This is a genomic window from Chloroflexota bacterium, assembly GCA_035652535.1.
Classification (GTDB): Bacteria; Chloroflexota; UBA6077; order UBA6077; family SHYK01; genus DASRDP01.
This window is the reverse complement of record DASRDP010000098.1, coordinates 1-25,052: the sequence shown is the minus strand read 5'-3', so window position 1 is coordinate 25,052 and position 25,052 is coordinate 1. Positions and strand designations below refer to the sequence as shown.

19 protein-coding genes are annotated in these 25,052 nt (G+C 64.4%); 5 read left to right on the top strand and 14 right to left on the bottom strand.

Going from position 1 to position 25,052, the window contains the following annotated elements; genetic code table 11:
• Positions 1–23 precede the first annotated feature (23 nt).
• The 10 genes from VFC51_11835 to VFC51_11790 form a co-directional block, all read right to left on the bottom strand.
• The gene (locus VFC51_11835) at positions 24–1,274 is read right to left on the bottom strand and encodes a Gfo/Idh/MocA family oxidoreductase (GenBank protein ID HZT07714.1); all 1,251 of its coding nucleotides are present in this window, start codon (positions 1,272–1,274) and stop codon (positions 24–26) included.
• 10 nt (positions 1,275–1,284) lie between these two features.
• Complete coding sequence (locus VFC51_11830; protein HZT07713.1) at positions 1,285–2,580, bottom strand: Rieske 2Fe-2S domain-containing protein; 1,296 nt, start codon at positions 2,578–2,580, stop codon at positions 1,285–1,287.
• Positions 2,581–2,641: 61 nt separating this feature from the next.
• On the bottom strand, positions 2,642–4,378 hold the full coding sequence (locus VFC51_11825) for an ABC transporter substrate-binding protein (GenBank protein HZT07712.1): 1,737 nt from the start codon (positions 4,376–4,378) through the stop codon (positions 2,642–2,644).
• On the bottom strand, positions 4,378–6,072 hold the full coding sequence (locus VFC51_11820) for an ABC transporter substrate-binding protein (protein HZT07711.1): 1,695 nt from the start codon (positions 6,070–6,072) through the stop codon (positions 4,378–4,380). Before VFC51_11820 ends, VFC51_11825 begins: the two co-directional genes overlap by 1 nt.
• 41 nt (positions 6,073–6,113) lie before the next feature.
• The gene (locus tag VFC51_11815; GenBank protein HZT07710.1) at positions 6,114–7,766 is read right to left on the bottom strand and encodes a UbiD family decarboxylase; all 1,653 of its coding nucleotides are present in this window, start codon (positions 7,764–7,766) and stop codon (positions 6,114–6,116) included.
• A 103-nt stretch (positions 7,767–7,869) separates the two neighbouring features.
• The gene (locus VFC51_11810) at positions 7,870–8,064 is read right to left on the bottom strand and encodes a ferredoxin (protein ID HZT07709.1); all 195 of its coding nucleotides are present in this window, start codon (positions 8,062–8,064) and stop codon (positions 7,870–7,872) included.
• Between the two features lie 54 nt (positions 8,065–8,118).
• The gene (locus VFC51_11805; protein ID HZT07708.1) at positions 8,119–9,795 is read right to left on the bottom strand and encodes an amidohydrolase family protein; all 1,677 of its coding nucleotides are present in this window, start codon (positions 9,793–9,795) and stop codon (positions 8,119–8,121) included.
• A gap of 21 nt (positions 9,796–9,816) precedes the next feature.
• On the bottom strand, positions 9,817–10,296 hold the full coding sequence (locus tag VFC51_11800) for an aromatic-ring-hydroxylating dioxygenase subunit beta (protein HZT07707.1): 480 nt from the start codon (positions 10,294–10,296) through the stop codon (positions 9,817–9,819).
• Positions 10,297–10,325: 29 nt separating this feature from the next.
• Positions 10,326–11,597: an SRPBCC family protein gene (locus VFC51_11795; protein HZT07706.1), complete on the bottom strand. Its 1,272-nt coding sequence runs from the start codon at positions 11,595–11,597 to the stop codon at positions 10,326–10,328.
• 12 nt (positions 11,598–11,609) lie between these two features.
• On the bottom strand, positions 11,610–13,313 hold the full coding sequence (locus VFC51_11790) for a peptide ABC transporter substrate-binding protein (GenBank protein ID HZT07705.1): 1,704 nt from the start codon (positions 13,311–13,313) through the stop codon (positions 11,610–11,612).
• 132 nt (positions 13,314–13,445) lie between these two features.
• On the opposite strand from VFC51_11790, the gene VFC51_11785 reads away from it, so the two are divergent.
• Together VFC51_11785 and VFC51_11780 are read left to right on the top strand one after the other, a co-directional pair.
• Entirely contained in the window at positions 13,446–14,411 is a 966-nt protein-coding gene (locus tag VFC51_11785) for a LysR family transcriptional regulator (protein ID HZT07704.1), read from the top strand.
• Between the two features lie 130 nt (positions 14,412–14,541).
• On the top strand, positions 14,542–15,513 hold the full coding sequence (locus VFC51_11780) for a hypothetical protein (GenBank protein HZT07703.1): 972 nt from the start codon (positions 14,542–14,544) through the stop codon (positions 15,511–15,513).
• A gap of 244 nt (positions 15,514–15,757) precedes the next feature.
• Here the strand turns inward: VFC51_11780 and VFC51_11775 are convergent, their stop codons facing one another.
• The 3 genes from VFC51_11775 to VFC51_11765 are packed head-to-tail and all read right to left on the bottom strand — an operon-like array spanning position 15,758 to position 20,066.
• Positions 15,758–16,951, bottom strand: coding sequence for a Gfo/Idh/MocA family oxidoreductase (locus VFC51_11775; protein ID HZT07702.1), 1,194 nt, complete (start codon positions 16,949–16,951; stop codon positions 15,758–15,760).
• Positions 16,951–18,675, bottom strand: a complete 1,725-nt coding sequence (locus VFC51_11770) for an ABC transporter substrate-binding protein (protein ID HZT07701.1) — start codon at positions 18,673–18,675, stop codon at positions 16,951–16,953. The genes VFC51_11775 and VFC51_11770 overlap by 1 nt, the downstream gene beginning before the upstream one ends.
• A 14-nt stretch (positions 18,676–18,689) precedes the next feature.
• Positions 18,690–20,066: a Rieske 2Fe-2S domain-containing protein gene (locus VFC51_11765; GenBank protein HZT07700.1), complete on the bottom strand. Its 1,377-nt coding sequence runs from the start codon at positions 20,064–20,066 to the stop codon at positions 18,690–18,692.
• A 227-nt stretch (positions 20,067–20,293) separates the two neighbouring features.
• On the opposite strand from VFC51_11765, the gene VFC51_11760 reads away from it, so the two are divergent.
• The 3 genes from VFC51_11760 to VFC51_11750 all read left to right on the top strand — a co-directional run bounded on the left by VFC51_11760 (position 20,294) and on the right by VFC51_11750 (position 24,054).
• Positions 20,294–21,568, top strand: a complete 1,275-nt coding sequence (locus VFC51_11760; protein HZT07699.1) for a Rieske 2Fe-2S domain-containing protein — start codon at positions 20,294–20,296, stop codon at positions 21,566–21,568.
• 480 nt (positions 21,569–22,048) lie between these two features.
• The gene (locus tag VFC51_11755; GenBank protein ID HZT07698.1) at positions 22,049–23,227 is read left to right on the top strand and encodes a Rieske 2Fe-2S domain-containing protein; all 1,179 of its coding nucleotides are present in this window, start codon (positions 22,049–22,051) and stop codon (positions 23,225–23,227) included.
• Positions 23,227–24,054: an NAD(P)-dependent oxidoreductase gene (locus VFC51_11750; GenBank protein HZT07697.1), complete on the top strand. Its 828-nt coding sequence runs from the start codon at positions 23,227–23,229 to the stop codon at positions 24,052–24,054. The genes VFC51_11755 and VFC51_11750 overlap by 1 nt, the downstream gene beginning before the upstream one ends.
• A 43-nt stretch (positions 24,055–24,097) precedes the next feature.
• On the opposite strand, the gene VFC51_11745 is transcribed toward VFC51_11750, so the two are convergent.
• Positions 24,098–25,052: hypothetical protein (locus VFC51_11745; GenBank protein ID HZT07696.1), on the bottom strand; the 955-nt coding region annotated here is incomplete at its 5' end.

Sequence of the window (25,052 nt, the reverse complement as noted above, 5' to 3'; positions counted from 1 at the left end):
ACTCAGCAGTGAGATCGCTCCGTCTAAACGCGCCGCGACGGCTCCTTGACCGGTACCTGGTGGGCCATCATGATCTCGCGCCGCTCGGCAGAGGATTGCAGCATGCCGAGGCAGACCTCAAGCGTCGCCTCCCCCCAGCGGCCGTCGTGGAACATGGGCTGGCCGTGCATAACCGCCTCGTACAGCTCCGTAATCTCCGCCTGCCGACCGAACACCTTGTCGGTGATCGGGACCTCGGTAACCTCGCCGTCGCCGTAGATCAGGATGCCATCCTGCGACTGGCGCATCTCGCCCTTCTCGCAGCTCGCCACAGTCAGCCCGTAGAACCGCTGGTGACCCGCCGCCCACGAGGGATCGCGGTGCTCACCCCAGCCGTACTGGCGCAGCTTGTCCGACCCCTCATGGCCGTAGGCCTTCGAGCCGGGCTCGCCGTAGCGCGTGTCGTTCTTCAGCTCCTGGAGAATGCGCTCCCGCTCGGACCCGCGAATCTTGTTGAATGCCTTGCGCGAGTCCTGGTTGCGGCCAGGATAGGTCGCCTCGCCGAGCCACCAGGTCAGCTCCCCCGTGTCGAAGTAGCCGTAGCCGGTGAAGATGAGAGTGGCGAACGCGCCGTCTTCGAACTCCATGAAGCAGCCAAAAGCACCTTCCGGACGGGTAGGATCACCCCGGTTCGTCGTAATCGCGCGCACGCTGCGCACCATGCCACCGCCCAACAGCCGGATGATGTCCACCTGGTGCGGCCCCTGGTTCAGCACGACGCCGCGACTCACGATCAGCTCGCGGTCCGGGTACGGGCGCACGAGGAAGTCGTTGTAGTTCCAGGTGTTGACCATCCACAGCTTGCCGAGTTGGCCGCTCGTGATGATCTCCCGCATCTTCCGGATCGGTGGGTCGAAGCTCTTGGTGTGGCCACACATGAGCTTGAGCCCCCGCTTCTCCGCCGTCTCGTTCATCCGCTCGCAGTCGTCGATCGTCAGGGCCATCGGCTTCTCGACGATGACGTGCTTGTCGTGCTCGAGGGCGGTGATCACGTGTTGGGCGTGCAGCTCGTGGGGTGTGGCGATGTAGATGGCGTCGACATGGGGATAAGCGCACAGCTCCTCGACCGTGGGAAAGACCGCCGCCTCGTACTCCTGGGCGAACCGTTCACGCGCGGCCTGTCGCATGTCCGCGGCGGCGGTGAGCTCTACATAAGGGAGCTGCGCGACCTCAGGGACAACGAGCGTCGCGGCCTCCCCGAGCCCGGCGAAGCCGAGCCGCATGACGTCCGCCATGGAATCTCCTCTACGCGATGGTTGCTGGGATCTGCGAGGGGTTCGTCGCGCCGATTTCGGCCTCGATCTGGCGGATCCACTCCTTCCAGTCGGCGCCATTTGGCTCGAACAACGTATGGGCAAACGGGCGCGGAAAGCTGTTCCGCGCCGGATCGCGGATCACGCCCGGCGGGTCGCGGCCCTCCGCCACATCCCTGATGCCCTTGAGGAGCAGCTTTCGCGATGCTACGAGGGGAGCATCCTGAATCGTGAGATGCTCCCTGCTCCGGTCCTGGATTGGCGCGCTCTCGGTGACACACAGGTCCTGCGCCTGGAACACGAGACCGATCCCGCTGTAGGTCTCGGTCTTCATACTCTCCCGGTCCTGCTGGTAGCGGTTCGCCTTGTTCCGCAGCGGTCGGTACTGGTCGTCCATGGGGAGCCTGCTTCGGCGGGCCCGATCCTTGTCCAGCGACTGCTCGCGGCTGTGCATGAAGGTGAACTTCCAGTGGTGCGTGTCGTCGATCGGCACATGCCAGTTGACGGAGTAGCCCCTGTTCTGCGTCTCACTGGAGAACGCAAACGCGGCCGGGTAGATGTACGTGCACAAGTAGAAGTTCTGCTGGTCGCCGCAGTCCCGCACCTTGCAGACTTTCAGTCCGTAGTCCGTAAGCTCCGCTTCGACCTTCTCGCGGTGCGGAGCGGCCCCGCCGCCGCCAAGGGGCGCGCCTGCGCCACCGGGTCCCGAGAGGTCGCGCAATGCGTTGTGATGCACAAACGACAGGTGGAGCAGGTCGATGTTCCCCTCGTTCCCCTGCAGCCAGTTGCACTCATGGTGGAGCTTGATGGCGAACACGTTCTCGTCCGGCACGGTCAGGAACTCATAGTTCGGGAAGAGCGGCGGCTCGCTCGGGCCCATGTACGCCCAGATTGCGCCAGAGCGCTCGACGCACGGATAGGACGTCTGCCTGATGCGCTCGTGGAAGGTGCTGCCTGCAGGCTCCCCCGGCTGCTCCAGACATCGCCCGGCCCGATCCAAGAGCCATCCGTGGTAGATGCAGCGCAGTCCACCGTCCTCGACTCGCCCGTAGGAGAGATCCGCTCCGCGGTGCGGGCAATGCAATCCCAGGAGGCCGGGCTTGCCTTCATCGTCCCGGAAGAGCACGAGCTCCTCGCCGAAGAGCTTCAGTGAGACCGGCGGCCCTCCGACGGGCAACTCCTCGATTAATGCAACCGGATGCCAGAAGCGACGCATGAGGTTGCCGCCGGGTGTCCCCGGCCCCGTTTGGGTGAGGACGTCGTATTCGCTATGGCCTCGATCGCTCATCCGTGTCTCCTCCGACGGGGCTGGGCTTCCCTGCTCTCGCGCCGCCCCTGTCCGCACGCGCTCATGACCAGCGCCACTCAAAAACGTTCCACGTATTGCCTGGCTGCTGGGGCCACCGAGGGGCGGGACCGACCAGCCCCTTGCGGACCGGGATGATCTCCATGTTGTAAGACATGGGGATCGTCCCGACATCTTCCGTCAAAACGCGAAGCGCCTGTACCAGCGCATCGTCGCGCTCCCGGTCATCCAGCGCCGTATTCGCCACGCGGAAGAAAGTTTCGAACTCGGGATTGGACCAGCAGCCGCGGTTGCTGCCCGCGAAGCGGTTCTCGGGTCGTGGGCACCGATCGTCTGTCAGATCGATCAGGGCGTTCGGAATGTCGATCGACGTGGCGGTGATGTTCAGGCCGGGAAACTCGGCCCGGAACTCGCGATCCGCGTTCCGGGCAATCGGGATGACACTCTGGACCATCTGCATCCCCAGGGCGGTGTAATCCGCCGCCACCAGGCTCATCTCGGTTTCATTGTCAGACACCTGGCTCGTCCAGATCTCGAGCCCGAACGGCTGGCCGCCAGGAGTCATCAGGGTATCGCCGGACCTCGGGTACCCAGCCTCCGCCAGGAGCGCCGCGGCGCGGTTCCGATCGAACGGGTACCTGGCGATGGACCGCTGCACGGTGTCGAACCGCGGGTCGTTGGGCGGAATGATGGAGTCTGCGGCGGGCGACGCGCCCGCCGTGACGACTTCCGCGATCGAGGCGCGATCGATGCCGTAAACGAGCGCCTGGCGCACGCGACGGTCCTGCAATCCGGGCTGTTTCGCGCGGTTGGGGTCATGCTGAATCTGCATATTCCGCCAGTAGGTCGGCGTGCTGGCGACCTGGCCCTCGCCGCTCTTCTCCCATTGTTGCTTGACTGTCGCGCCGGCCTGGTGGTTGAGGGTTACGGCCACGGTCGTGTCCACCGTTCCGCTGAGTACGTTCGAAACGACTGTGTTCATATCGGCGATGATGCGCAGGGTGACTTCGTCGATCTGCGGCTTACCAAGGAAGAATTGATCGAAGGCGCGATAGACGAGCTGCACGCCCTTGTCCCAATCGGCGAGACGGTAGGGACCATCTCCAACGAACGATGTCGATGTCCAGAACGAGGCGTTCTGAAAAGCTTCACGGTCGGCCTCATAGATCGTGCCGACGATGTGTTCTGGAAGGGGCTCGAGCTGACCAAGGCCCAAACGATTAGCATTTGGATAAACCTGCTTCCAGTACACGTTGAACGTCTTTTCGTCCAGAGCTTCCACGCGGTCCACCAGTCGCTCTGGATCCCGCGTGCTTACGGCAATGGCGTCGTCCATGTAGACCTTGAAGGCGAACACGACGTCCGAAGACACGACGGGCGCTCCGTCATGCCAGAAGGCGTTCGGACGAATCTTCCACGTCGTGACCATGGTCCCATCCGTATTGACAACCCAGGTGCCGTTGTCCCGTGACGGGATTTCAGCTGCCAGCAATGGGCGCGCGTTTCCTTTTGGGTCCTGCACGACGAGTGGGCTGTTGGTCATGAACTTGAAGTCCGAGTTGAACACACCGCCGGTGACGTCGAGCTTGGATGCGAGGTTCGTGGCGTCGCCGCCAATGGCAACCGTGACCCGACTTGGCGTGGTGGCTGCCGCCGTCGACGCGGCCGACCCGGAGGCTGCGCTGGTGCCGCTCCGCGCCGGCGACGGCGCGCACGCGGTCAGCGCAATGCAGACGATAGCCAGCGAGACCGCTCGGCTCGGGAGTCGATCTCGCCCCATTAGCGCACGTCCCAGGCCTGAACGTTCCAGGCCTGCGTGGAGCTGGGCCAGCGTGCGGTGACGTTCTGCAGTCGATTGCTCAGCATGGTGGGCTCGGCATCGTAGAACAGACCCATCTGCGTGAGCTGATCCGCCATGTGGTACAGGATCTGACCGAGCGCCTGGATTCGCTGCTGTATTGGAACCGTGCTGAAGTATGTGTCGAGCATGGCATCGAATTCGGGATTCATGTAGCGCGAGACATTCCCCGATCGGAAGTTGTTCTCTGGGAGTGGGGTGCGCGAGCTGTGAAGCTGCTTGAGCCCCGGAAGGTCGCTCGTGTACCGCTGGAGAATGAAGGCAGGAAAGGTAAAGACGTACTCATTGTTCTGAGCGGCCTGCGGGGACATGACGTTTGGCGTGACTGACACGCCGGCTCGCTGCCAGAAGTCAGCCACGGACAACGTGGCCTTCTGGTTGATGTCCACGGTGTACGTGCGAAGCTCGACGTTGAGGGGTTGACCCGCTTGGTCGCGGAAGAACTCACCGGAGCGCGTATAGCCGAGTCCCTCAATCATCTGGGACGCGAGCCGCGGATCGTACTCATAGCGTGGCAGCGCCTCCTCAATGTCCTTGTACTGGGCCTGTCCCGGATACATCAGGCTGTGCGCGACCGAGCTCAGGCCAGGCAGCAGCGAGTCCACCATCTGCTGCCTGTCGATTGCATGGATGAGCGCCCGCCGGAACTGGACGTTCCGAACGATCGGCGGGTTCGAGCCGATGAACTGAGGGTAGATCGACACGATGTTCGAGGCGGTGAAGTCGAGCTTCCCGTCCTTCCACTGGTTCGCGGCCTCGATGCCCTGCTCCGCGGAGAGTGTCTTGCCAAGAGTAACGTCAATCTCTCCAGCCATGATGTTCGCGATGATTGTGCTCGGATCGGGGATGAAGCGCACCTCGATCACATCTACCCTCGGCCGGCCCAGCACGAACGAGTCGTTGGCTTCGAGCGTGACGCGCGTGCCGCGCAAGAACTCTCGCACTTTGTACGGTCCCGCGCCGACGTACTCGTCTGCCCAGTAGGGCAGGCTCATGAAGTTCGCTTTGTCGTCCAGGTACTGCCGCTCGAGCAGGTGCTTTGGCAGCACCGGATCGCTGAAAAGCCCGTCCGCCTCTATCTGCGGCTGCTTCCAATGCACCTTGATCGTCTGCTGGTCTGGCGCCTCGAAGCCGTCGATCGCGGCCCAGCCGACGGCGTTCGTATAAAAAGGAAGGTCCTTATCCTGCTCGATCTTCGCCGAGAACAGCACATCGTCGGCCGTGACGGGTGTGCCGTCCTGCCAGAGGGCACCCTGCCGGATCCGCCAGGTCGTCTCCATCTCGCCGCCGGGAAGCACGACCCAGAGGCCGTTCTCCAGCGAGGGAACTGCCTCGGCGAGCCTGGACTGCAGCCTGCCGGTGTTGTCGATCACCGTCAACCCGGCCCCGACCATGTGCTCCAGTGCGTCGACGCCTCGGCTGCCGAAGCCCGCGACCGCCTGAACCACTCCGGGCGGGTCGCCCATGATCACCGCGGTTACACGCTTCGCGTGTGACTCGCTCCGCTGACCGCCCAGATCCTGGTCTGGGTTGGCAGCCGTTCGCGGCTGTTGAGGCTGGGCGCATGCGGCGAGCAGGACAGCCAGAAGGATAACAGAGCCAGTTCGCCGACGCATTGTTTCCCCCATACCATTGAAAGCCGATGTGTTTTGGCTGCTCAGTCCAGCGATCGGTCGTTGTTGTTGCCGACCATGAAGTCCTGCAGCGGCTGCTGGTACTCGACCATCTCTTCACCCAGCTTCACGTACTCGCCGGCCACAATCATGTCGGCGTAATGCTGGAGTTCATCGTTCCAGTGGCCTAGCGTGTAGCCGTACCACGGCTGCCGCATCTTCGGCTGCTGCAGGTCGTCGTGCTTCGCCCAGATATCCATCGCGCGTTCCATGAACTCGCGCTTTGGGAGCGCCACTGGCGGGTAGTTCCACTTGCGGGTGGCGTTAATGACTACTCGTGTGAAGTCCGGCTCCTCACCCTCAGCGGACAGCTTACCGCGGCCGTGACCGGCTGGGGAGCCCGACGGATCGAGACCGCCGCCATGGAAATGTGGCAGCAGGATGTCGCGCTTTCGGGCCGTCCGGAAGGACAGCGCCCAGAAGACGCATTCCGCGTCGTGGATGTCGATGTCCGAATCCACGACGATTGTGTACTTGCGGGCATCGCCGGCTCGCGCCTCGAGCTCACTCATGAGGGCGTTCACCTGCTCCGGGGTCGAGCCTTCCTGAACGCGGATGAGACAGAGCGCACTTCCGCCGCCCCAATCCGGGTAGTAGACCTCGTCAATAGGATGGCCGCACTCGTACTTCAGGCGATGGTAAACCTCAGCCGCGTGCACGAAGCCCCACACGACGCTGGTGTCGCTTGGCGGCATGCCGACGAGCACGGGCGTAAAGGTTGCGCCGTTTCGATAGGTTATCGCCGTGACGTTGAAGATCGGGCGCACGGTGAGATCCGAGTGGATGTAGCCCGGATACTCGCCAAACGGGAGGCGCGGCTCGACCACGGTGGTCGACATGACGCCCTCGATCACCGCCTCAGCGTAGGCGGGTACCTCCAGCGGGATCGTCTTGCAACGGACGAGCTCCATCGCCTGTCCGGCGTATGCGCCCGCCACGCCCAGCTCGTCCGCGCCGTACGGGATGCTGGCCGAGCCGACGGCCATAGTTGGGACGTCGCAGCCGATCACGATGGCGATGGGAAGCGCTTCGCCGCGCTCGCGGGCCTTCTTCCAATGGTAGGCCATGGCGTGCGCGCCCGGGCCGATCGCTGCTTGCATACGGTCTGGCGCCTTGAGGAATGCGTTGTACGTCCCCACATTGCGGATGCCGGTCTCGGGATCCTTGGAGATCATCGGCAGACCGCAGCGCAGCATGCCGCTAAAGCCTGGCTCCTCCACGGGCACGGGCAACATGCTGAGGCCGAGCGTCTTCAGCTCATCGCCCGTCATCACGTTTTCCTGCACCGGGCCGCTGTCGACAAGAACGGGCTCGATCGGGTTCTCGCGCGCGTAGTGCCAGCGCTCGAGTCCCTCCGTGTGGCTCTCGATGCCGAGGCCGACGCGGAGAATCGCCTCCGAGGCTGCGTATGCGCCGGCCAGACAGGGCATGTCGAAGTGATTGCCCTTCGCGTCTACAACGTTGGTGAAGAGGAGCGCCTTTCGAGCCTCGTCTGGGAGGCCGCGCTGCTGGACCCTGAACACGGGGTACAGCTCGCTGTCCTTGTTGATCTGCTCGGTGAAGCGGTAGAGCATGCCTCGCCGCTCGAGCTGCTCCATATAGTCGCGCAGGTCGCGCATCCGCGCCACTTGGGTCATGAAGTCTTCCTTTCAGAGCTTGACGATTGCCGCGCCGAGGCCGGCGACGCCGATTCCGACCGTCTCGTTCGCAGAGCGTGTCAAAGCAGCGTCTCCACTCTGTCTAATCGTCGGATGTGCGAATCGCGTAGGTGGGGCACTGCTTTGCGGCGAGCAAGGCCTTCGCCTTCAGCTCGTCGGGCACCCGCTCCATGATGACGGAGCCGTACGGACTGCACACGAAGATCTCGGGCGCCAGGCGGGCGCACGTGCCGTTTCCTTCGCACAGCGATGTGTCGATTTCAACCTTGATCGCCAAGTCGGCCTCCTTGCTAGGACGTGAGAGTGCAGAACCCAAAATGAGACCTGCGCCTCAGTAGGGGACAGGCGGCGAGATCTCTTGGCGCGTGACCTTGCCAGGGAGCAGGTTGCTGAATTCCCGCTGCTCCAGCACGATCTGCCCGTTGACGACGACCGCATCGATTCCCTCCGGCTGTCGCCTGATCTCCATCTCGTCCATGCGGTCGGGGATTCGCGCGCTGGTCGTATCCATGACCCGGTCCGGATCGAACACGGTGATGTCCGCCGGCCAGCCGAGCTTGAGCTGTCCACGATTGATCCCGAGCTTGGAGGCGGGCAGCGCCGTGATCTTGTTGACCGCTTCCTCCAGCGTGAAGGTCCCCCTCTGCCGCCAGTGGTAGCCGAGAACGTAACAGGGAGAGCCGTGCCAGTAGAAGCGGGAGAGGTGGGCGCCAGCATCCGTTCCGAAAACGACCTGGGGATGCTTGAGGACCTTCTCGAAGAGTGCCGGATTCCCATTCTGCGCACCCCAGAAATCGAAGGTCGAGGCCAGATCATCCGCGAGCCAGAGGTCGAAAAAGGCGTCGACTGCTTCCGCACCCTTGGCTCGGGCGAGCTCCGCGATGTTGTGGTTTTCCGTGTGCTTGAGGCTCGGCTCTTTCACGGTGTGAACGACGACGTCGTCCCAGCCCCACCACTCGCCAAACCGGGGCCTGCCCGCGCCGGCGATGCGCTCTTTTTCCAGACGTCGTCGGAACTCGCCGTCGGCGAGCCTGGTCTTGAGCCCTTCGCGATCTCCACTCGCCTCTTCCCAGCCCGGGAGGCCGTCGAAGATCAGGGGGCGCGAGAGGTCGAAGCGCATGGTATAGCGATAGGGAATGAAGACGCCGACGACGTCCTTCCCACGACGCTTCTGCTCGTCCAGCCACGCGAGCGCCTGGTATGCCTGGGCGTTCCTCTCGGGAACGATGCGAAACTCATTCCCGATACTCGTGCAGTTGATGCGCTCTAGGAGCGCCGGATGCCCCGTCTCGGGCGTCACCACCTGAGGCAGGAATCCGTTGAACTGGAAGAGCCCGCCATATCGACCGGCGAGGTTTGCCAGCTCAGAGGTCTCTTCTTCCGTCGCGAAGGTGCTCGGCGTACCCGCGTGCGCAGCTGCCGCCCCTTTCGGCGACGTAGAGAATCCTCCGCAGCCAGCCTCCAGAGCCTCGCGCAGAACGCGCTTCATCTCGTCGAGCTCGGCCGGAGTCGCGGGGCGTTCGTAATCCTCGCCCATGACGCTGAGGCGAATCGGGGAGTGGGCGGCAAGCGTCAGGTAGTTGATGCCGACTTTGCCCTTCAGGAAGTTGAGGTACTCCGGGATCGTTTCCCACTTCCACTTCTTCTCGTCCACGTAGTCGTCGAGGACGCGTCGCAGGTAGCTCATCAGGACGTCCAACGGCTTGCCTGCAGGTGGGACAGGAGCCACCGACCCGCCGCAGTCTCCCGTCACGACCGTCGTGACGCCGTACTGAACGACCGGCTGGCCGTTCGGGTAGAGGAAGGCGAACTCGTCCATGTGGGTGTGGGGATCGACGAACCCCGGCGAGACCACTTTGCCGCGGGCATCGATCTCCCTCCGGCCACGGCCGAGGTTCTTCTCGATGGCGGCGATCCGGTCCCCCTCGACGGCGACGTCTGCTTCGAACCCCGGCCTGCCTGTTCCGTCCACCACGAGGCCGTTCCGAATGACGAGGTCGTATGCCATTGAGTGCCTCCTTCCGCTGGCTCAGAGAATTGGCAGGCTAGCGAGGGCCTTGTCGCCGGTGATGAGGCAGACCTTCTTGCGCCGGATGCGCCACCGGTCGCCGTCGCGCCGTAAGACATGCTCCATCGATCCGGGATACTGTTTGTCCTGACCGCGCCGGGATGCGTACACGATCTGATACGAGGTAACGGTCACCTCATCGTCGGGCCCGGGATTCACCACGACGTTCGTAATGAAGTGCCGGGTCTTCGGAGGCGGGATCTGTGTAAGAGCTGCCGGGTGCTGAAAACGCCGAACCCGGGCGGCAATAGCGCGATAGTCGTCGTAGATGAGCGCGCCTGCGTCACCTGGACGCACCTCGTCATCGTCATTGGGCACGTGATAGCTTCCGTCCTCAGCGAAGAGGGTCAACCACTCGTCGAACTGCCGGTTGTCCAGCAGCGCTGCTTCTTCGTAGAGGAAGCGCTCGATCTCCAAGCGCAAGGCGCCTGACTTGGTCAACTGGCTTGCTCGGCGTGCCAGCTCCTGCGTCACGGCTGCGCCATCAGCCGGCGCCATTCGCGATAGAAGCCGCGGGGGATCATCTCGCTGAGCACCTTCGTCTCGCGCTCGCCGTACTCGTTGTCGGTCTCCTCGCCGCCCATCTTGAAGAGTAGCCAATCGAAGGCCTCGGTTTTCAGCCCCTCCTGAACTCGTGCGAACGCTTCCAGATCGTCGACCTGCACCTGTCCGCCCGCTGACACGTGGAGCGCCGCCGCTTTGATGAGCGCTTCATTCAACGCATCCGGGGCGCCTTCTAGCGCGCAGGGATAGACGTTGATCTCGGTGTGGTCCACCGAAATGGGGCGGATCACGCGGTAGTGGCTGTACAGCGGATGCAGGATGAGGTTAGGGTAGATCATGAGATGGAAGTGGAGCCCGGCGAGCTCCCTGGCCCGCTCCTCGCCATGCGCCTTTGCAAGAGCAGCGAGGTAGTCAGGGTATCGGTCCGGGTCGGATACGATCTGCCTGCCTCCGTGATAGAAGGCGCAGCCAATCCCCGGCCCGAATGTCTTGCCCGTTGGGTAGTTGCGGTCGGTCTGGTCCTCGTACGAGCCGTTGGACGTGAATCCATTCGTCCGCGGCACCAGGGCATCCGGTCGAATGGTGAACGCGCTCGCGTGCGTGAACTCGGCATGGTAGTTGTCCGCCATGTTGTCCATTTGGAGCTTCCAGTTGCCCGGATACTCGTACTTCAACGGCTTCGTCGCCCGGACCACGCCGTTCGGGGCCCGCTCGACGAACAGATCGATGTAGTGGGTCGCGCGCCCGAGATGCTCGCGGAGACTAGGCCCCTCCGGGGCCAGGCTCGCAAAAATGAACCCTTGGTAGCTCTCGACGCGCGCAACCGGGACGAGCGGATGGTCGGACAGGTCGAAATCGGGGCCCAGCGCGTACTGGCTCGGGACTAGGGCAAGCTTCCCATCCGGCTTGTAGGTCCAGGCGTGGTAGGGGCAGCGGAAGAAGCTGGCGTTCCCCTTCGGGAGAACGCACACCATGGCGCCCCGGTGGCGGCAGGCGTTGTAGAGCAGATGCACTTGGCCGTCGGCGTCGCGGGAAATGATGATCGGCCGCCCGGCCAGCGTGTCCGTTTTGAAGTCGCCAGGCTCGGGAACCTCGCTCTCGTGCGCTACGAAGACCCACGTTCGTCCAAAGATGCGCGCCATCTCATCGCGGAAGATCTCCGGGTCGGTGTAGAGGCGTCGGTGGACGGAGTCTTCTCGCACTAGCGCGTCGTACGGAGCCTGAATCTCGACTGCCATCCGCATTCCTCCTCAGGAGCCCGGTGTCGAAACGAGGTCCCACTGCTCTGCGTTCCAGATCTTGCTGGGCGACACACCCCGCAGCTGGCCGCTGATGATTGTTACTTGGGATGAGTAGAAGATCGGCATGACGATAAGCTCGTCTGTGACCTTGTGCATGAGCTGACGGAACAGCGCCATGCGATCGTTCCACGGGATCGTGGCAAAGGCGCGGTCAACGAGCGTGTCGAAATCTGGGTTCATGTAGCGCGCGTAGTTGTTGCCACCGCCGAAACCGTTCTCTGGCGTCCTTGCCATGCGACTGTGGAGGTTGTCCGTGAAGAAGAAGATGGTCGACGGCTGGTTGAACAGGGTGAACGCCGGGAAGGTCGCCACGTATTGCCGGTCGCGGAACTGCGCATTGGGGAAGAGATTGAGGTCAACCTGGATCCCGCTGCGCTGCCAGTAGGCCGCCACCGAAGAGGTCGTTTTCCGTGTTAGCTCGGCGCCGGTTGATCGGAGCTCGAGGGACAATGTTTGGCCTGATGGATCGTGGAAGAACCCGTCCCCCTCCCGTGTGTAGCCGAGGTCCTCAAGTATTCGGCTCGCTTGCGCCGCGTCGTACTCGTATCGCACGATGCTGGTTTCGAGCTCACGGTATTCCGGCTCTTCCGGATCGAGGAATGTGTCCGCCTGGGGGGCCAGGCCGCTCCCGAGCGTTTCTGCCATCTCCTTGCGGTCCAGCGCGTAGTACAGCGCCCGACGGAAGCGCGCGTCCGTTACGATCGGAGGGTTGGGGTTGAGGAATTGCGGGAAGGCGATCAGTGTGCCGCTGGCCTGGCTAACGACCCGCCCGCCCTGCCAGCGATCGCGGATGCTGACCGCCTGTTCTGGCGACAGGCTGCGGCCCATAGTGAGCTGGACATCCCCGGCCAACAGGTTCGCCATCAATGTGTTCGGCTCCTGGATGAACCGCACTTCGATGACATCGATCTTGGGTGGGCCGAGCACGAATAGCTCGTTCGCTCGGAAGACGACGTGGGAGTCTGCAACCCAATCCTGAACCTTGTATGGCCCGGCGCCGATAAACTGCGCTGACCAGTACGGAAGGTCGAAGAAGTTGCCCTTGTCCTCGTCCAGCGTCTGTTCCAAGAGGTGCTTGGGCACAAGGGTCGAAAACATGGCGTTTGCCGCGATATAAGGCCGGAGCCACGTTACGACCACGGTGTACGGGTCTGGCGTTTCGATGCGGTCGATGAGATCGTAGTTGGCATTACGAACACGGCCAAGGTCCTTGTCCTGCTCGACGCGTGCCGTGAACGCTACATCCCCTGACGTCACACCGGCTCCGTCCTGCCATACCGCGCTTTGCTTGATCTTCCAGGTCGTCTCCATTCGACCGTCGGGAAAGACCGTCCAGAGCCCGTTCTCGATCGTCGGCGTCGCCTCTGCGAGCTGCGGATGGAGATTGCCCTTCTCGTCCAAGATGGTGAGGCCCGCGTTGGCGAGCGCCTCAAGAGCGTCGGTTCCTTGAACAGCCCCGCCTGTCTGGCTGGCGATGGTGCTCACGGTAGCGGGGGCGCCTTGAATGGCGGCAGTGAGGCGCTTCGCGGCCGGCGGAGCCCCGGCGGTCACAGCGCTTCCAGAGGCTATTGTGCCGGAGGCGGCGGGTCCGCAGCCCTGCAACGCTGCGATGAGGATGAGGACGAGCCCGGATACGCTTCGCTTCAACTGCACGTCGTCAACATCTCCCGCGCCCGGTGGCCGGCACGCGCGAAACTTCGGGACGAGCCGATGAAGCGTATACTAGGGTAGATCCGGTCATAAGTCCAATAAGTGTTTTCGAGACTTCCATAAGGATTCGTTTGTTTGGTCATCAACCTTCAGCAGCTGCGCGCCCTCGTCGCGGTGATCGACTCGGGCAGTTTCACGAAGGCCGCGGTTGAGCTCTATCTCACCCAGCCTGCGGTCAGCATGCAGGTGCAACGTCTGCAATCGGTACTCGGGGCGACGCTCCTCCAGAGAGACGGGCGAAAGCTCGTGCCGACGGATGCTGGGCTTGCCGTGTACCGATATGCACACGAAGTGCTCTCCGCGAGTGAAACGCTCCAGCGCGACATCGAGGCGCTCTCGATCCGGGGGCTGCACCACATTACGGTGGGAACCGGGGCGGCTTACAGCGCCTACTTGCTGCCTTCGTTGCTGGCGGCATTTCAGCGGTCAAATCCCTCTGTTCGCGTGACCCTCGTCGATGGGTCGCCGACTGACCTCATCGAGCAGGTCCGACGGGCGCAGATGGATATCGCGATCATCCGGACCAGACGGATCGAAGACGATCTTGATGCCTATCTGTTGGGCACAGACGACGTCATTCTGATCCAGTCAGCTCGAATGCCCGTATGGGATGGACCGACACTGACGCTCGAGCAAGTTATCGGTCTTCCGTTCGTCCGTCGCGCCACAGGTCGCGATACCGCGGCCGCTTCCCTGGATGAGGCGATTGTTGGAGCCGGCTTGCCACCCCTGAACACCGTGCTGACATTCGGAACCTGGGAAGGTGTCAAGGAGGCTGTGCGGGCAGGTTCTGGGTTGGCGATCGCACTTCGCGCTGTCGTACAGCGCGAGCTTCAGTGTGGGGAGTTGCGGGAAGTAGCGGTCCAAGGGTACCGGAGCGAGCAGCCGGTCTATCTCCTGCAATCGCCCCGTCGGCGCAGCGGCCCTCGGCTCCCTGAATTCGAGCGGCTGCTCACGATGCTCATCAACGAATTTCCGCTTGACCGAGAATCGCGAGATAGCACCCACGGAGTGGAGGAAGCATGGCGAGCGATGCCATAGAGCTCCATGCGCGATGACATCGCCTTGCCACCATTCTCGTAGCCCGCGTGATGATCCGCCGCATAATGCGGCAATTCAATTTCAGGCCGAGTAACGCGCAAGGCGACGATGCTCGGACATGGAGGAATGTATGAAGGGTGAGCTCGAGCTGCCAATCGCGAACATGCGGTACGACATTACGCTGCCGCTCTTCGACGGTCGGGTACAAATTGACGGCGTCACCCTGAAGCCGATGCGCATCCCCGCGATGATCTTCACCGAGGAATCGCCGTACAAGGATGGCTCGTTCGGCATCGCCGACCTGAACGTCATGTACTGGCTGCCCGCGATCGAGGCCGGGTGGCAGATTATCGGTCTGCCGCTCTGGATCAAGCGGAAACCCGTGTACGAGTACGTGTTCTGCCGCACCGATCGCGGCATCGACACGCCGAAAGACCTGGAAGGCAAGCGAATCGGCTCGAGACCCTACCGGCTCTCCACGACGATCTGGCTCAAGGGCTTGTTGCAGCATCGCCACGGTGTCGACATTTCGACATTCCGCTGGGTGATTTGGGGGAACGAGATTTTCCCGCTTCACGACAAGAACGCCCGGATCGAAGCCCCAGCCGACCCGCAGAAGAGCCCGGTCGATGCGCTGCTCGACGGCGAGGTCGATGCCATCATGACCGACATCTCGGATACGAAACTCTTCCACACGCTGGAGACCAGCGCGGCCGTGAAGCGCCTCTTCCCAAACTACATGGACGAGGATGAGAAGCTGTACCGGGAGACGGGCATCTTCGCGCCGGCCCACATGATGGTCATGAGCAGGACGCTCGACAAGGAGCGCCCAGAGCTGGCGCAGAAGGTTTACGACGCGTTCGAGCGCGCCAAGCAGATCGCGTACGACGACATTCTGAGCGACCGGGCCGGCTTCTCCACGATTTACCTGCGCGAGCGGCTGCTGGACCAGATGAAGCGCTGGGGCGACCCCTGGAAGTACGGGATCCAGGCCAACAAGAGCGAAATCGACACGTTCATTCAGTACAACCGCGAACAAGGACTGATCAGCTCAGACCCGCAGTACGCCGACATCTTTGCAAACGGCATCCTCAACACCTGAGGCCCACACGGGCAGGCTGGCGGTCACGTTGGCCCGAGCCGCCTCGCCGCGCGGGTTGTCGATACCGATCTCGAGGTGGATCAGGCCAGCTCCAAGCGCTGCGTCGCACGGGTAGGACAGCGGATTCGGTACGGCACCGTGCTCGGAGGGTCGCTGCGGTTCCCGCGGCTCGATCTTCCCCTGCCCGCCCGTGTAGATCGCGAACTGGGGAAGGTTGTCCGGCCGGAAGTCTCGTTTTGGTCGTCTAGTGTCGTCGATTAGAGAGATGGTCGAGCACGCGGTCGACGTCGTCCAGCGGATCGATACGCCAGCGCTGCACGACGGCGGCGTGTTGCTCGCGCTCCCAACTCGTCCCGCCCTCCAACTTGGCCGGCATCGGCGTGTCGCGGCGCGCGGCCTCGGCGATGGCGATGCCGAGCTCCTGCGAGCGCCGCGCCTGCGCGATCGTCCAGCCCGGCGTTCCGCCGCTTGTCACGCCCCGGTGCAGGCTCCGCAGCTCGATAGCGCGGGCGATGCCGTCCGCGATCCCGCCCGTGTCCGGTAGAGCCCGGTCGGCGAACGGATTGTCCCAGCTGGCATCGAAACCGGGTCCAAACGAGTAGCGCGTCGGGGTCTCACCGTTCGCCGTGACTGCCATCTCCACCCGGGTCGGGTAATCGACCGGCCCGCCATCCTCGCCTCGCCGCAGGCGATCCGCGCCGTCCTCGGTCAGGATGTAGCCGTTCGTCCCCTCGGCGGTCACGATTCGGGGCCGCCCCCAGCGGAGCGGCGTGACCCAGGCGGTGCTGTAGCTCACGGAGGCTGTGATCCCGCTCTCGAAGGTCAGCGTCGCGTCGATCCAGGATTCGGGCCAACCCTCGCGCACCGGGCCGTTGGGCACCCGGCGGCCGGCCGCCCGGATCTCAGCCACATCGCACCCCGCGTAGGAGCGGAGGAGGCTCATGATGTGGTAGCTGCTCTCCTCGTTCACCGGCGGGTTGTAGGCGGAGAGGTGGACGAGCTCCCCGATGAGGCCCGCGCGGATCGCGGCGGCGTTGAGCTGCTCCGCGGGTCGGCGGCCGTAATTCTCGGCGACTTCGACGAACACGCCCGCTTTCGCCACCGCGTCGGCGATCGCATCCATCATCGGACGCGTCAGACCGAGGGTCGTCTCGATCATCATGGGGACGCCCGCGCGCGCCGCCACGATCGCGACGAGGTGGTGAGCCTCGGGCGGTGTCGTGATGAGCACCGCATCGACGCGATCCTTCGTGAGGCACTCGCGCGGGTCGGTGTACGCCTCGCAGCCCAGCTCGCCCGCGACCCGCTCGGCGACCGACGGATTTGCGTCGCAGATGGCGGCGACCTGGAAGAGATCCGTCAGGGCGCGGAGCGTCGCGAGGTGCTGCTGGGCGCGACGGCCGGCGCCGACGATCCCGAGACGAAGCTGCTCGACCATCAGCGGGTCCATTCCCAGAGGTACGTATTGAACGCGCCATTCGCGGCGTCGGGCGTCTGGCGGACCTTCGGCCCCTGGAGATTGCCCGCCCGGGCGTTGACGACGACCATGAACATCGTCGGGATCGCGCCCACGTCCTCGTAGATCAGCCGCTCCATCTGCGCGGTGTACTGCTCGCGGTCCGCAGGGTCGAGGCTGGTGTCGAATGCCTGCCAGACGCGGTCGTATTCGGGACTCGACCAGCCAGCCCTGTTCTGACCGGCCCACCGGTTCTCCGGGCGTGGAATCTCCGCGGAGGTGAAGAGGCTGAGGGCCTTCCCTCCAAAGCCACCCATGGTCAGCCCGGGGCGCAAGGCCCGCGCCTGCAGGTCGCGCAGCTGCGCGACCGGGATGACGTAGGAGAAGACGTCCACGCCCGCCTGGCGCAGGCTGTCGACGTAAATGGCGTTCTCGCGCTCGGGCGATGGTCCGCCATCCGTGGCGTACTCCACCCGGAACGGCTCGCCCCCGGGCTCCTGGAAGAACCCTTGGGGCCCCCTCGTCAACCCGGCCTCCTCGAGGAGCTGCTGGACCATGCGGGGATCGTAGCGCGGCGGCGGGCTGAGCCCTTCCACTGCCTTGAACATGCGCGACCGGGGCGAGGTGATCGTAGAAGTCGCGAGTCCGTGACCGCCCGTCACCGCGTCTACTGCCGCTTGCGCGTCGATGCCCCAGGCAATGGCGCGACGGACGCGAACGTCGACGAGTGCGCGGGGGCTGACAGTATCCGGCCGGTGCTGGATCCCCGTCAGGCGAAGTAGGGACGGCGCATAGTCCAGCACGATATCCACGTTGCGCGCCCGCGCCTCCTGCTCCAGGGTGGCGGCTTCCTCGTAGAAGAACACCCAGTCGTGGGCGAATTGCGCCTCACCGGTCAGCATCAGGGCGATCGCCGTGTTGGGGTCAGAGACGAACATGATGCGGACCTGGTCGATCTTGGGCTTGCCCAAGGCGTGGCCTTCGAACGCAGAAGCCTCGATTGCCGAGCCCGGCGTCCACTCAGTGATCCGGTATGGCCCGGAGCCGACGTACTCCCGCGTCCAGAACGGCAGATTGACGAAGGCTTCAGGATCGAGCTGGCGCAGCGACCCGCGGAGGATATGGGCGGGGAGCGCTTGGAACCCCATGTCGAGCCCGGCCGCGTCGGGATACAGGCGTCGCCACTTGATGACGACCGTGTCGCGGTCCGGCGCGAGCACCTCGGCCATCTGCCCGATCGGCGCCCCGGCCGACGCGCCCAGCTCCGGCGTGGAGTAAACCTGCCAGCCGAACACGAAGTCCGCGGCGGTGAGCGGCTGGCCATCGTGCCAGGACAGGTTGGGGCGCAGATGATATGTCGTCTGCATCGTGCCGTCGGGGAAGACCTGCCACGAGTCCGTGTTGAGTTGCGGTAACGCCTCGGCCTGGTAGGGGTGGATGCCCTCGGTGTCATCCATGTAGTCGAGCGTGCCGTTGAACATGCGAATCGGGCCCAGCAGCGATCCTGAGAATGCCTGGAGGGGCTTGGCCGCGATACTGGGTGGCTCGCCGCGTGCCAGCATCACGAGGGTGCGCTGGATCGGAACTGCGCTCGGCGAAGGAGCGGCGGGCGATCTCCCCAACGTTCCAGGCGCCGCCGATGGCGCGCACGCGGCGACAGTGAGCAGGCATGCCAGCCAGGCGGTCCGGTGCCGGAGGTTCGTCATCGGGCCATCCCCCGCTAGCCGGCGGGCACCGTCTGGGGCACCGTGTCCTTCCACGAGCGGGCGGCGGATCGAATGCATGCGAGCTGGTCCTCGAGCGCGCCGTCGAGGTCCGTATGCTCGGAGAGGCACTCGATTGAGATCGTGGAGTAGGCCTCCGGATGGCTCGCGTTGTAGGGCTCGATGCCTTTCTGGAGATCGCGACAGGCCTCGAGCAGGATGGCCCGCATCTTGATCAACGGCGCGTCGGTGGCGCTGAGGTGCTCCAGGTCCCGCTCGACGATCGCCCCAGGTCCCTGCCGCTCCACCATCGCCGTGTCCTGGGTCCGTTGGGCCGGGATTCCGCTCATATTCTTCGTCCGCTGGAACTCCCGGTCCTGCAGGTAGTCGTTTTGAAGGGTCCGCGTGTCCCGATACGTGTCGATGGCGTACCCGCCAGGAAGCTGGTACACGGTCCGCTCGACGTCTGGGCTGTACTTCTTCTCGCTGGGCGCGTTCACCTGGAGCCGTCGCCGCTCGTCGTCTTTCAGTGGCCGCTCGGGGTGCGACATGTACTGGAAGACTGTGCAGTGCTCGTCGTCGATGGGGACGAAGACCCGCCCGCCGGACGGATAGGTCGGAGACGAGATGAGGCTGAAGTTGGGCACCATCCATCGGTCGATGCGCCACCGCTCCAGCCCGCTTGGATCGGGCGAGTGGGACGAGCGGATCATGCCGAAGTCCGTCTGTCGGGGCGGCATCTGGATATTGCGGAAGTTGAAGGAGGGTCGGCCACCCGTCGCGGCGCCACCGCGTGCGCCTGCCGGTCCAGTCGGGATGTTCTGCTGGTCGAACCATTGGTGGAGAAAGTACGCGTGGGTGGAGTCCATCTCGCCTTCCATCCCCTGGAAGTAGTTGCACTCCTGCATCCAGCGCATCACCATCCGGTGGCTCGGCGGCACCTGGCACCACTCGAAGAGGGGCAGCTCGGGCATCAGCTCCGGCGGCCCCATGTAGACCCAGACGACCCCGCCCCAGTCCCGTGCGGGATAGGCCTTGAGGCGAATGCGGTCTTTGAACGTGGACTCGGCCGGCTCGGTGGGCATCTCGATGCAATTGCCGGCCGTGTCGAACTTCCAGCCGTGGTAGATGCAGCGCAGGCCGGACTCCTCGTTCCGCCCGTAGTAGAGACGCGAGCGGCGGTGGGCGCAGTAGGCATCCACCGCACCTATTTGGCCGGTGGAATCCCGGAACGCGACGAGGTCTTCGCCGAGGAGCCCGGTGCGCATCGGCGGCCCATCCGCGGCGAGCTCCTCCGAGAGCAGGGCCGGCATCCAGAATCGGCGGAAGAGCTGGCCCATGGGCGTGCCCGGCCCCGTTCGGGTGAGGAGCTCGTTGTCTTCTTTGCTCAGCATGGTCGGTCTCCGTCTCGCGTGCTGGTCTGCGTCACGCCGAATGACTGCTTCGGATGGACGCCATGGTATCGGATGCCTGACCTTGATGCGAGCACTTCATTTTTCCTCATGACGAGCGGCCTGTCCGAGGGTACACTGGCCGTGGACGGGCTCCCCGCCTGCGCTCGTCGTTTTGGACTGCGGATCATGGGGCAAGTCATCAAGCGTATCGAGGAGAGAGCGGAGCCATGTTGACGGTGGAAGATGCAGAACTGATCATGCGAACCGGGCCCGGGACCCCAATGGGCGAGCTCATCCGCCGGACATGGGTGCCGTGTTGTCTCTCTGAGGAGCTGCCGGAGCCGGACTGTGACCCAATCCGCATCCGGCTCCTCGGCGAGGACCTCGTTGCATTTCGCGACAGCGACGGTCATGTCGGCGTCATGGAAGAGCGTTGTCCCCACCGTCAGGCCTCCCTCTTCTTCGGCCGAAACGAGGAGGGCGGGATCCGCTGCCTCTACCACGGCTGGAAGATCGACGTGCACGGGAACGTCCTGGAGACTCCCTGCGAGCCGCCCGAGAGCCGGATGCGCTTCCACATCAAGCACCGAGCCTTCCCGGTCGTGGAGCAGGGCGACGTGGTCTGGATCTACATGGGCCCGAAGGAGAAGCAGCCGCCGTTCCCGAACTTCTGGTGGACCACGGTACCCGCGGATCAGCGCAGCGTTGGCAAGATCGACTACGCCTGCAACTACGTCCAGTCCATCGAGGGCGCCATCGAGCACATCCACGGCGACGTGCTCCACTCGGGTCACGAGTTGATGGGCTGGAATGAGGCACAGATAGCGAGCCTCGACAAGCGCTACTACGGATTTCGCCCAGCGGCCCGGCTTTATGAGAACCAGGACACTCCATACGGCTTCCGATTCGCCGGCATCAAACCGTTGGACGACGATCAGAAAGCGATCCACATCACGCCCTTCATCGTTCCGTTCCACATTCTCCTGTCGACATCGCCCCATATGTTCGTCCCGATGGATGACGAGCACTGCTGGTACTTCGACGTGCGCGCCAGCGCCACCCACAAGGTCGACCGGGAGCGCGAGCTGCGGGAGCGGGGCGAGGTAGTAGGGGTGGACGTCGATGCCCAGCATCGGAAGTTCCGAACCCTCGACAATAACTTCCTGCAAGACCGCAAGGCGATGCGAGCGAAGAAGGAGCACTGGAGCTTCTCCGGCATTCCCTGGGGCAAGCCCCACCAGGACATGGCCGTCATCGAGAGCATGGGGCCGCTGACGAACTGGGCGAAGGAGCACCTCGGGGTGGCAGATGTCGTCATCGTGGCCATGCGCCAGTGCCTCATCGAGGCGGTGAAGCGGTTCGTCGAGTCGGGTGAGGTGGCCGAGGCCGACCCGTCGGTCCCGTTGGATCGCGTCCGTGGGGAGAGCGCGGTGATCCCCGCCGACGCGGAATGGAAACAGATTGCCATGTATGCGGGAGAATCTGAGCCTGCGATGAGCTAGAGACTCTTCCTCATCCCTTCCTGCATGTCCCGAGGAGCTTCCGAGACGGCGTCACCGGGGGCAAAAGAGGGAGCAGTCTGCGGAGCCGCGACCAGAGACAACGCCGTATGCGACGTCGCTCCAGCGTCAGGCGCCGGTCGCACCGACGAGCGCTTACGACACGTGGCCTCGCTCACCATAGGATCGCTCGGCCCCAGGGTGGAGCGGAACGTCGCGCGGGGCGGCGGTGCCGCGGCAGAGGTCGGCCCACGTCACAGGCTCCTCCGAGTCCCAAACCACGCGATCCCCGGCCGCTTCCAGCTCTTTACACTACAGCCTGAACGTCACCGCCCACCTTGGCGCCCTGCGCGGACCCGACGCGGGGGTCTCAGAGACTCCGAACTACTGGAACATCGAGGAGTGGGAGCTCATGTGCGCAAGCGCTCTTGAGAAAGGGACGAGGGGCCCGTACACTCGGGCCGACGAAGCAGGAGGCGTACGATGGCAATTGAGGAGTGGCGCGATATTACCCACACGGGGCCCGGGACTCTGGCGGGTCGGTACCTCCGACTGTTCTGGCAGCCCGTCTATCGCGCGCAGGACCTGGCGGCCGGGAGAGCCGTACCCGTCCGCATCATGGGTGAGGACTACACGCTGTACCGGGGCGAGAGCGGCCAGGTCTATCTCGTCGACGCCCATTGCGCGCACCGGGGGACGCAGCTCTCCATCGGCTGGGTGCAGGGCGAGAACGTGCGCTGCCGCTACCACGGCTGGATGTTCGACGGCTCCGGCCGGTGCCTCGAGCAGCCCTTGGAGGACCGGCCATTCTGCGAGCGCGTCCGCATCCGCTCGTTCCCGGTGCAGGAGTACCTCGGCTTGATCTTTGCCTACCTGGGCGAGGGCGAGACACCACCCTTGAAGCGGCTTCCCGACGCGGAGCGCCCCGGCTACCTCGAGGCTGGTCCGCCTGAGTACTGGCCGTGCAACTTCATGACGCGCATCGACAACGACTCCCGCCACGTGGTGTACACGCACATGGAGTCGTGGATCCGAATGGGCGCGCCGATGCGCTCAGGGCCGTCGAACTTGCGAGCCGAGGAGACCGAATATGGCGTCGTGACCTACGCGCCGGCGAAGCCCGGGCAGGTCCAGCGCTTCACCTACTTCCACATGCCGAACATCAACCAGGTCCGCAGCCCGCGCATCGAGGGCACCATCGAAGACGCGCGCAACCTCGAGGCCGACCGCTTCTTCTGGCGCGTCCCGGTGGACGACGACAACTGCGTCAACTTCGTCGTCGACTACATTCCGCTCACGCCCGAGCAGGCGGAGCTGTACCGCGATCGACGGCGCGAGGCCGGCGAGGCGTCGCCGGCGGAGCTCAACGCCCTTGGCGACCAGATCCTAGCGGGCAAGCTGCGCATCGAGGACCTGCCGAAGGACATGAGCATCTACAAGCTCTTCTGGATCGAGGACTACGTGACGCAGGTCGGCCAGCGCCAGCGAGGACGCGAGCGACCGGAGCACCTCGGATCGACCGACGTCGGTGTCATCCTGAAGCGCAAAATCTGGGAGCGCGAGCTCAAAGCCCTGGCCGAGGGGCAGCCGCTGAAGGACTGGGTCTCCCCGGCAGGCCTCGCGGAGAAGCAAGAGAAGCGCCACTTCGCGAGCGTCGGCTGATGCCTACCCGGGTTGGCTTCATCGGGCTCGGGACGATGGGCACCCCGATGGCCCTCAACGCCCTGGCGGCCGGCTTCGAGCTGACAGTCTTTGACCCGCGCAAAGAGGCGACGGAGCCCCTGGCCGCACGCGGTGCGCAGGTGGCGACGTCCGCTCGAGAGCTCGGGGTGATGGCAGACGTGATTCAGCTCGCCGTCCCCGACGACGCCGCGGTTCGGGCCGCGGTGCTCGGCCAGGACGGGCTCCTCGCTGGGGCCAAGCCGGGCACGACCGTCATCATCCACAGCACGATTCATCCCCAGACTGCGAAGGAAGTGGACGCGCGCGCGGCCACCCAGGGCGTCCACGTTCTGGACGCGCAGATGACCGGCGCGCGCACGGGGGCAGAGGCGCGAAACCTGCTCTTCATGGTGGGCGGCGACGCCGCGGTCCTTGACCGCGTCCGCCCTGTCCTCGAGGCATCGGCGTCCCACGTCATCCACATGGGCCCGCTGGGGATGGGCGCGGTAACCAAGGCCGCGCAGCAGGCTGTGACCGTCGTAAACCTGCTGGCGGCGTCGGAGGGGATCCGTCTGGCCCAGAAGGGCGGGGTAGACCTCGACGCCTTCTTCGAAGTGCTGCGGCTCTCGACAGCGCAGAGCTTTGTGATCGACAACCGGATGGGCTTCCCGCCGGAGCTGGGTGGCGCCCAACGCGGCGAATCCCGCGACCCGCGCCCCTTCTATCGGGGCCTACGCGCCGTCCTCGCCCTGGCCTTCGATTTGGACGAGCCGGCTCCAGCTGCGGCCTTGGCCCAGCAGACAGTCCCTTGGGTTCTTGGCTCCTGACCTTGGTCGGTGGGCACGAGGCGGCGCGTAGCGACACGTCGAATTACCGCGCTACGCGCTCGGCAGGCGCCCTCCAGAGTGGATCGACATAGCGTCCCCCGGTCTCCCGGAGGAGACCCTCCAGCTCCTCATCCGTCGGCGGCGCGTTCCGCTTGAGGAAGATGGGATCCACGTCGTTGACGCGCGGATCCCGGATCTGGCCGGGCGGCACTCCCCCCTCCTCGACCGTTCGGATGGCCCGGAGCAGCATCCGCCGCCACGCCGCGATCGACATGTCCGCGACCCCGAGCGTCTCCTTCGTTCGATCCTGGATGGGTCCCTGGGTCTCGTTGGCCATCGCATCCTGCACCACGAACACCGACCCCATCCCCGTGAACGTGCTCGTCTTCTGCTCCTCGCGGTCCTGCAGGTAGCGGTTCGATTGGTTCCGGATGAAGTGGTAGTCGGGCGTCATCATCGCCCAGCTTCGCTTGTATCGGTGCTCCTCCGGGATGGGCCCGGAGCGCTTGAAGGACAGGGCGAACAGCCAATTGTGGGTGTCGTCGATCGGTACGCGCCAGTAGATGAGGTAGCCATCCCCCGCGGCCTGCGACCCGCCGTTGGTGAGACAGAGGCTCGGGAAGGTGTACTCGGGACCGCCCATCCCGTCGGCCCGGTAGGCCCACACGCCGAAATCGTGCTCCTCTACCCGCGTGTACCCGATGTACTCGTCGCGCGGGGGCTCACGAAAATTCATCTCCTGGGCTCCGCCCGTATCTCTGGGATGCGTCTCGAGCTGCCTGGTGCCAGGGTCCGTCCGCAAGAAACGGTGCAGGAAGCGGACGTGGGTGCTGTCCTGGCTCCCCTCGAGCCCCTGGAGATAGTTACATTCGTGGAAGTGCTTGGTGGTGAACCGGTTCTCCTCAGGGGCGGAAAGCACTTCGTAGTTCGGCAAGAGCGGCGGATCGCCTTCACCCATGTAGGTGAAGATGATGCCTCCCTTCTCCAGGCAGGGATAT

Bases quoted from the DNA above. Each gene is read 5' to 3' on its own strand.
- VFC51_11835 (HZT07714.1), bottom strand. From the start codon at position 1,274: ATGGCGGACGTCATGCGGCTCGGCTTCGCCGGGCTCGGGGAGGCCGCG.
- VFC51_11830 (HZT07713.1), bottom strand. From the start codon at position 2,580: ATGAGCGATCGAGGCCATAGCGAATACGACGTCCTCACCCAAACGGGG.
- VFC51_11825 (HZT07712.1), bottom strand. From the start codon at position 4,378: ATGGGGCGAGATCGACTCCCGAGCCGAGCGGTCTCGCTGGCTATCGTC.
- VFC51_11820 (HZT07711.1), bottom strand. From the start codon at position 6,072: ATGCGTCGGCGAACTGGCTCTGTTATCCTTCTGGCTGTCCTGCTCGCC.
- VFC51_11815 (HZT07710.1), bottom strand. From the start codon at position 7,766: ATGACCCAAGTGGCGCGGATGCGCGACCTGCGCGACTATATGGAGCAG.
- VFC51_11805 (HZT07708.1), bottom strand. From the start codon at position 9,795: ATGGCATACGACCTCGTCATTCGGAACGGCCTCGTGGTGGACGGAACA.
- VFC51_11795 (HZT07706.1), bottom strand. From the start codon at position 11,597: ATGGCAGTCGAGATTCAGGCTCCGTACGACGCGCTAGTGCGAGAAGAC.
- VFC51_11780 (HZT07703.1), top strand. From the start codon at position 14,542: ATGAAGGGTGAGCTCGAGCTGCCAATCGCGAACATGCGGTACGACATT.
- VFC51_11775 (HZT07702.1), bottom strand. From the start codon at position 16,951: ATGGTCGAGCAGCTTCGTCTCGGGATCGTCGGCGCCGGCCGTCGCGCC.
- VFC51_11770 (HZT07701.1), bottom strand. From the start codon at position 18,675: ATGACGAACCTCCGGCACCGGACCGCCTGGCTGGCATGCCTGCTCACT.
- VFC51_11765 (HZT07700.1), bottom strand. From the start codon at position 20,066: ATGCTGAGCAAAGAAGACAACGAGCTCCTCACCCGAACGGGGCCGGGC.
- VFC51_11760 (HZT07699.1), top strand. From the start codon at position 20,294: ATGTTGACGGTGGAAGATGCAGAACTGATCATGCGAACCGGGCCCGGG.
- VFC51_11755 (HZT07698.1), top strand. From the start codon at position 22,049: ATGGCAATTGAGGAGTGGCGCGATATTACCCACACGGGGCCCGGGACT.
- VFC51_11750 (HZT07697.1), top strand. From the start codon at position 23,227: ATGCCTACCCGGGTTGGCTTCATCGGGCTCGGGACGATGGGCACCCCG.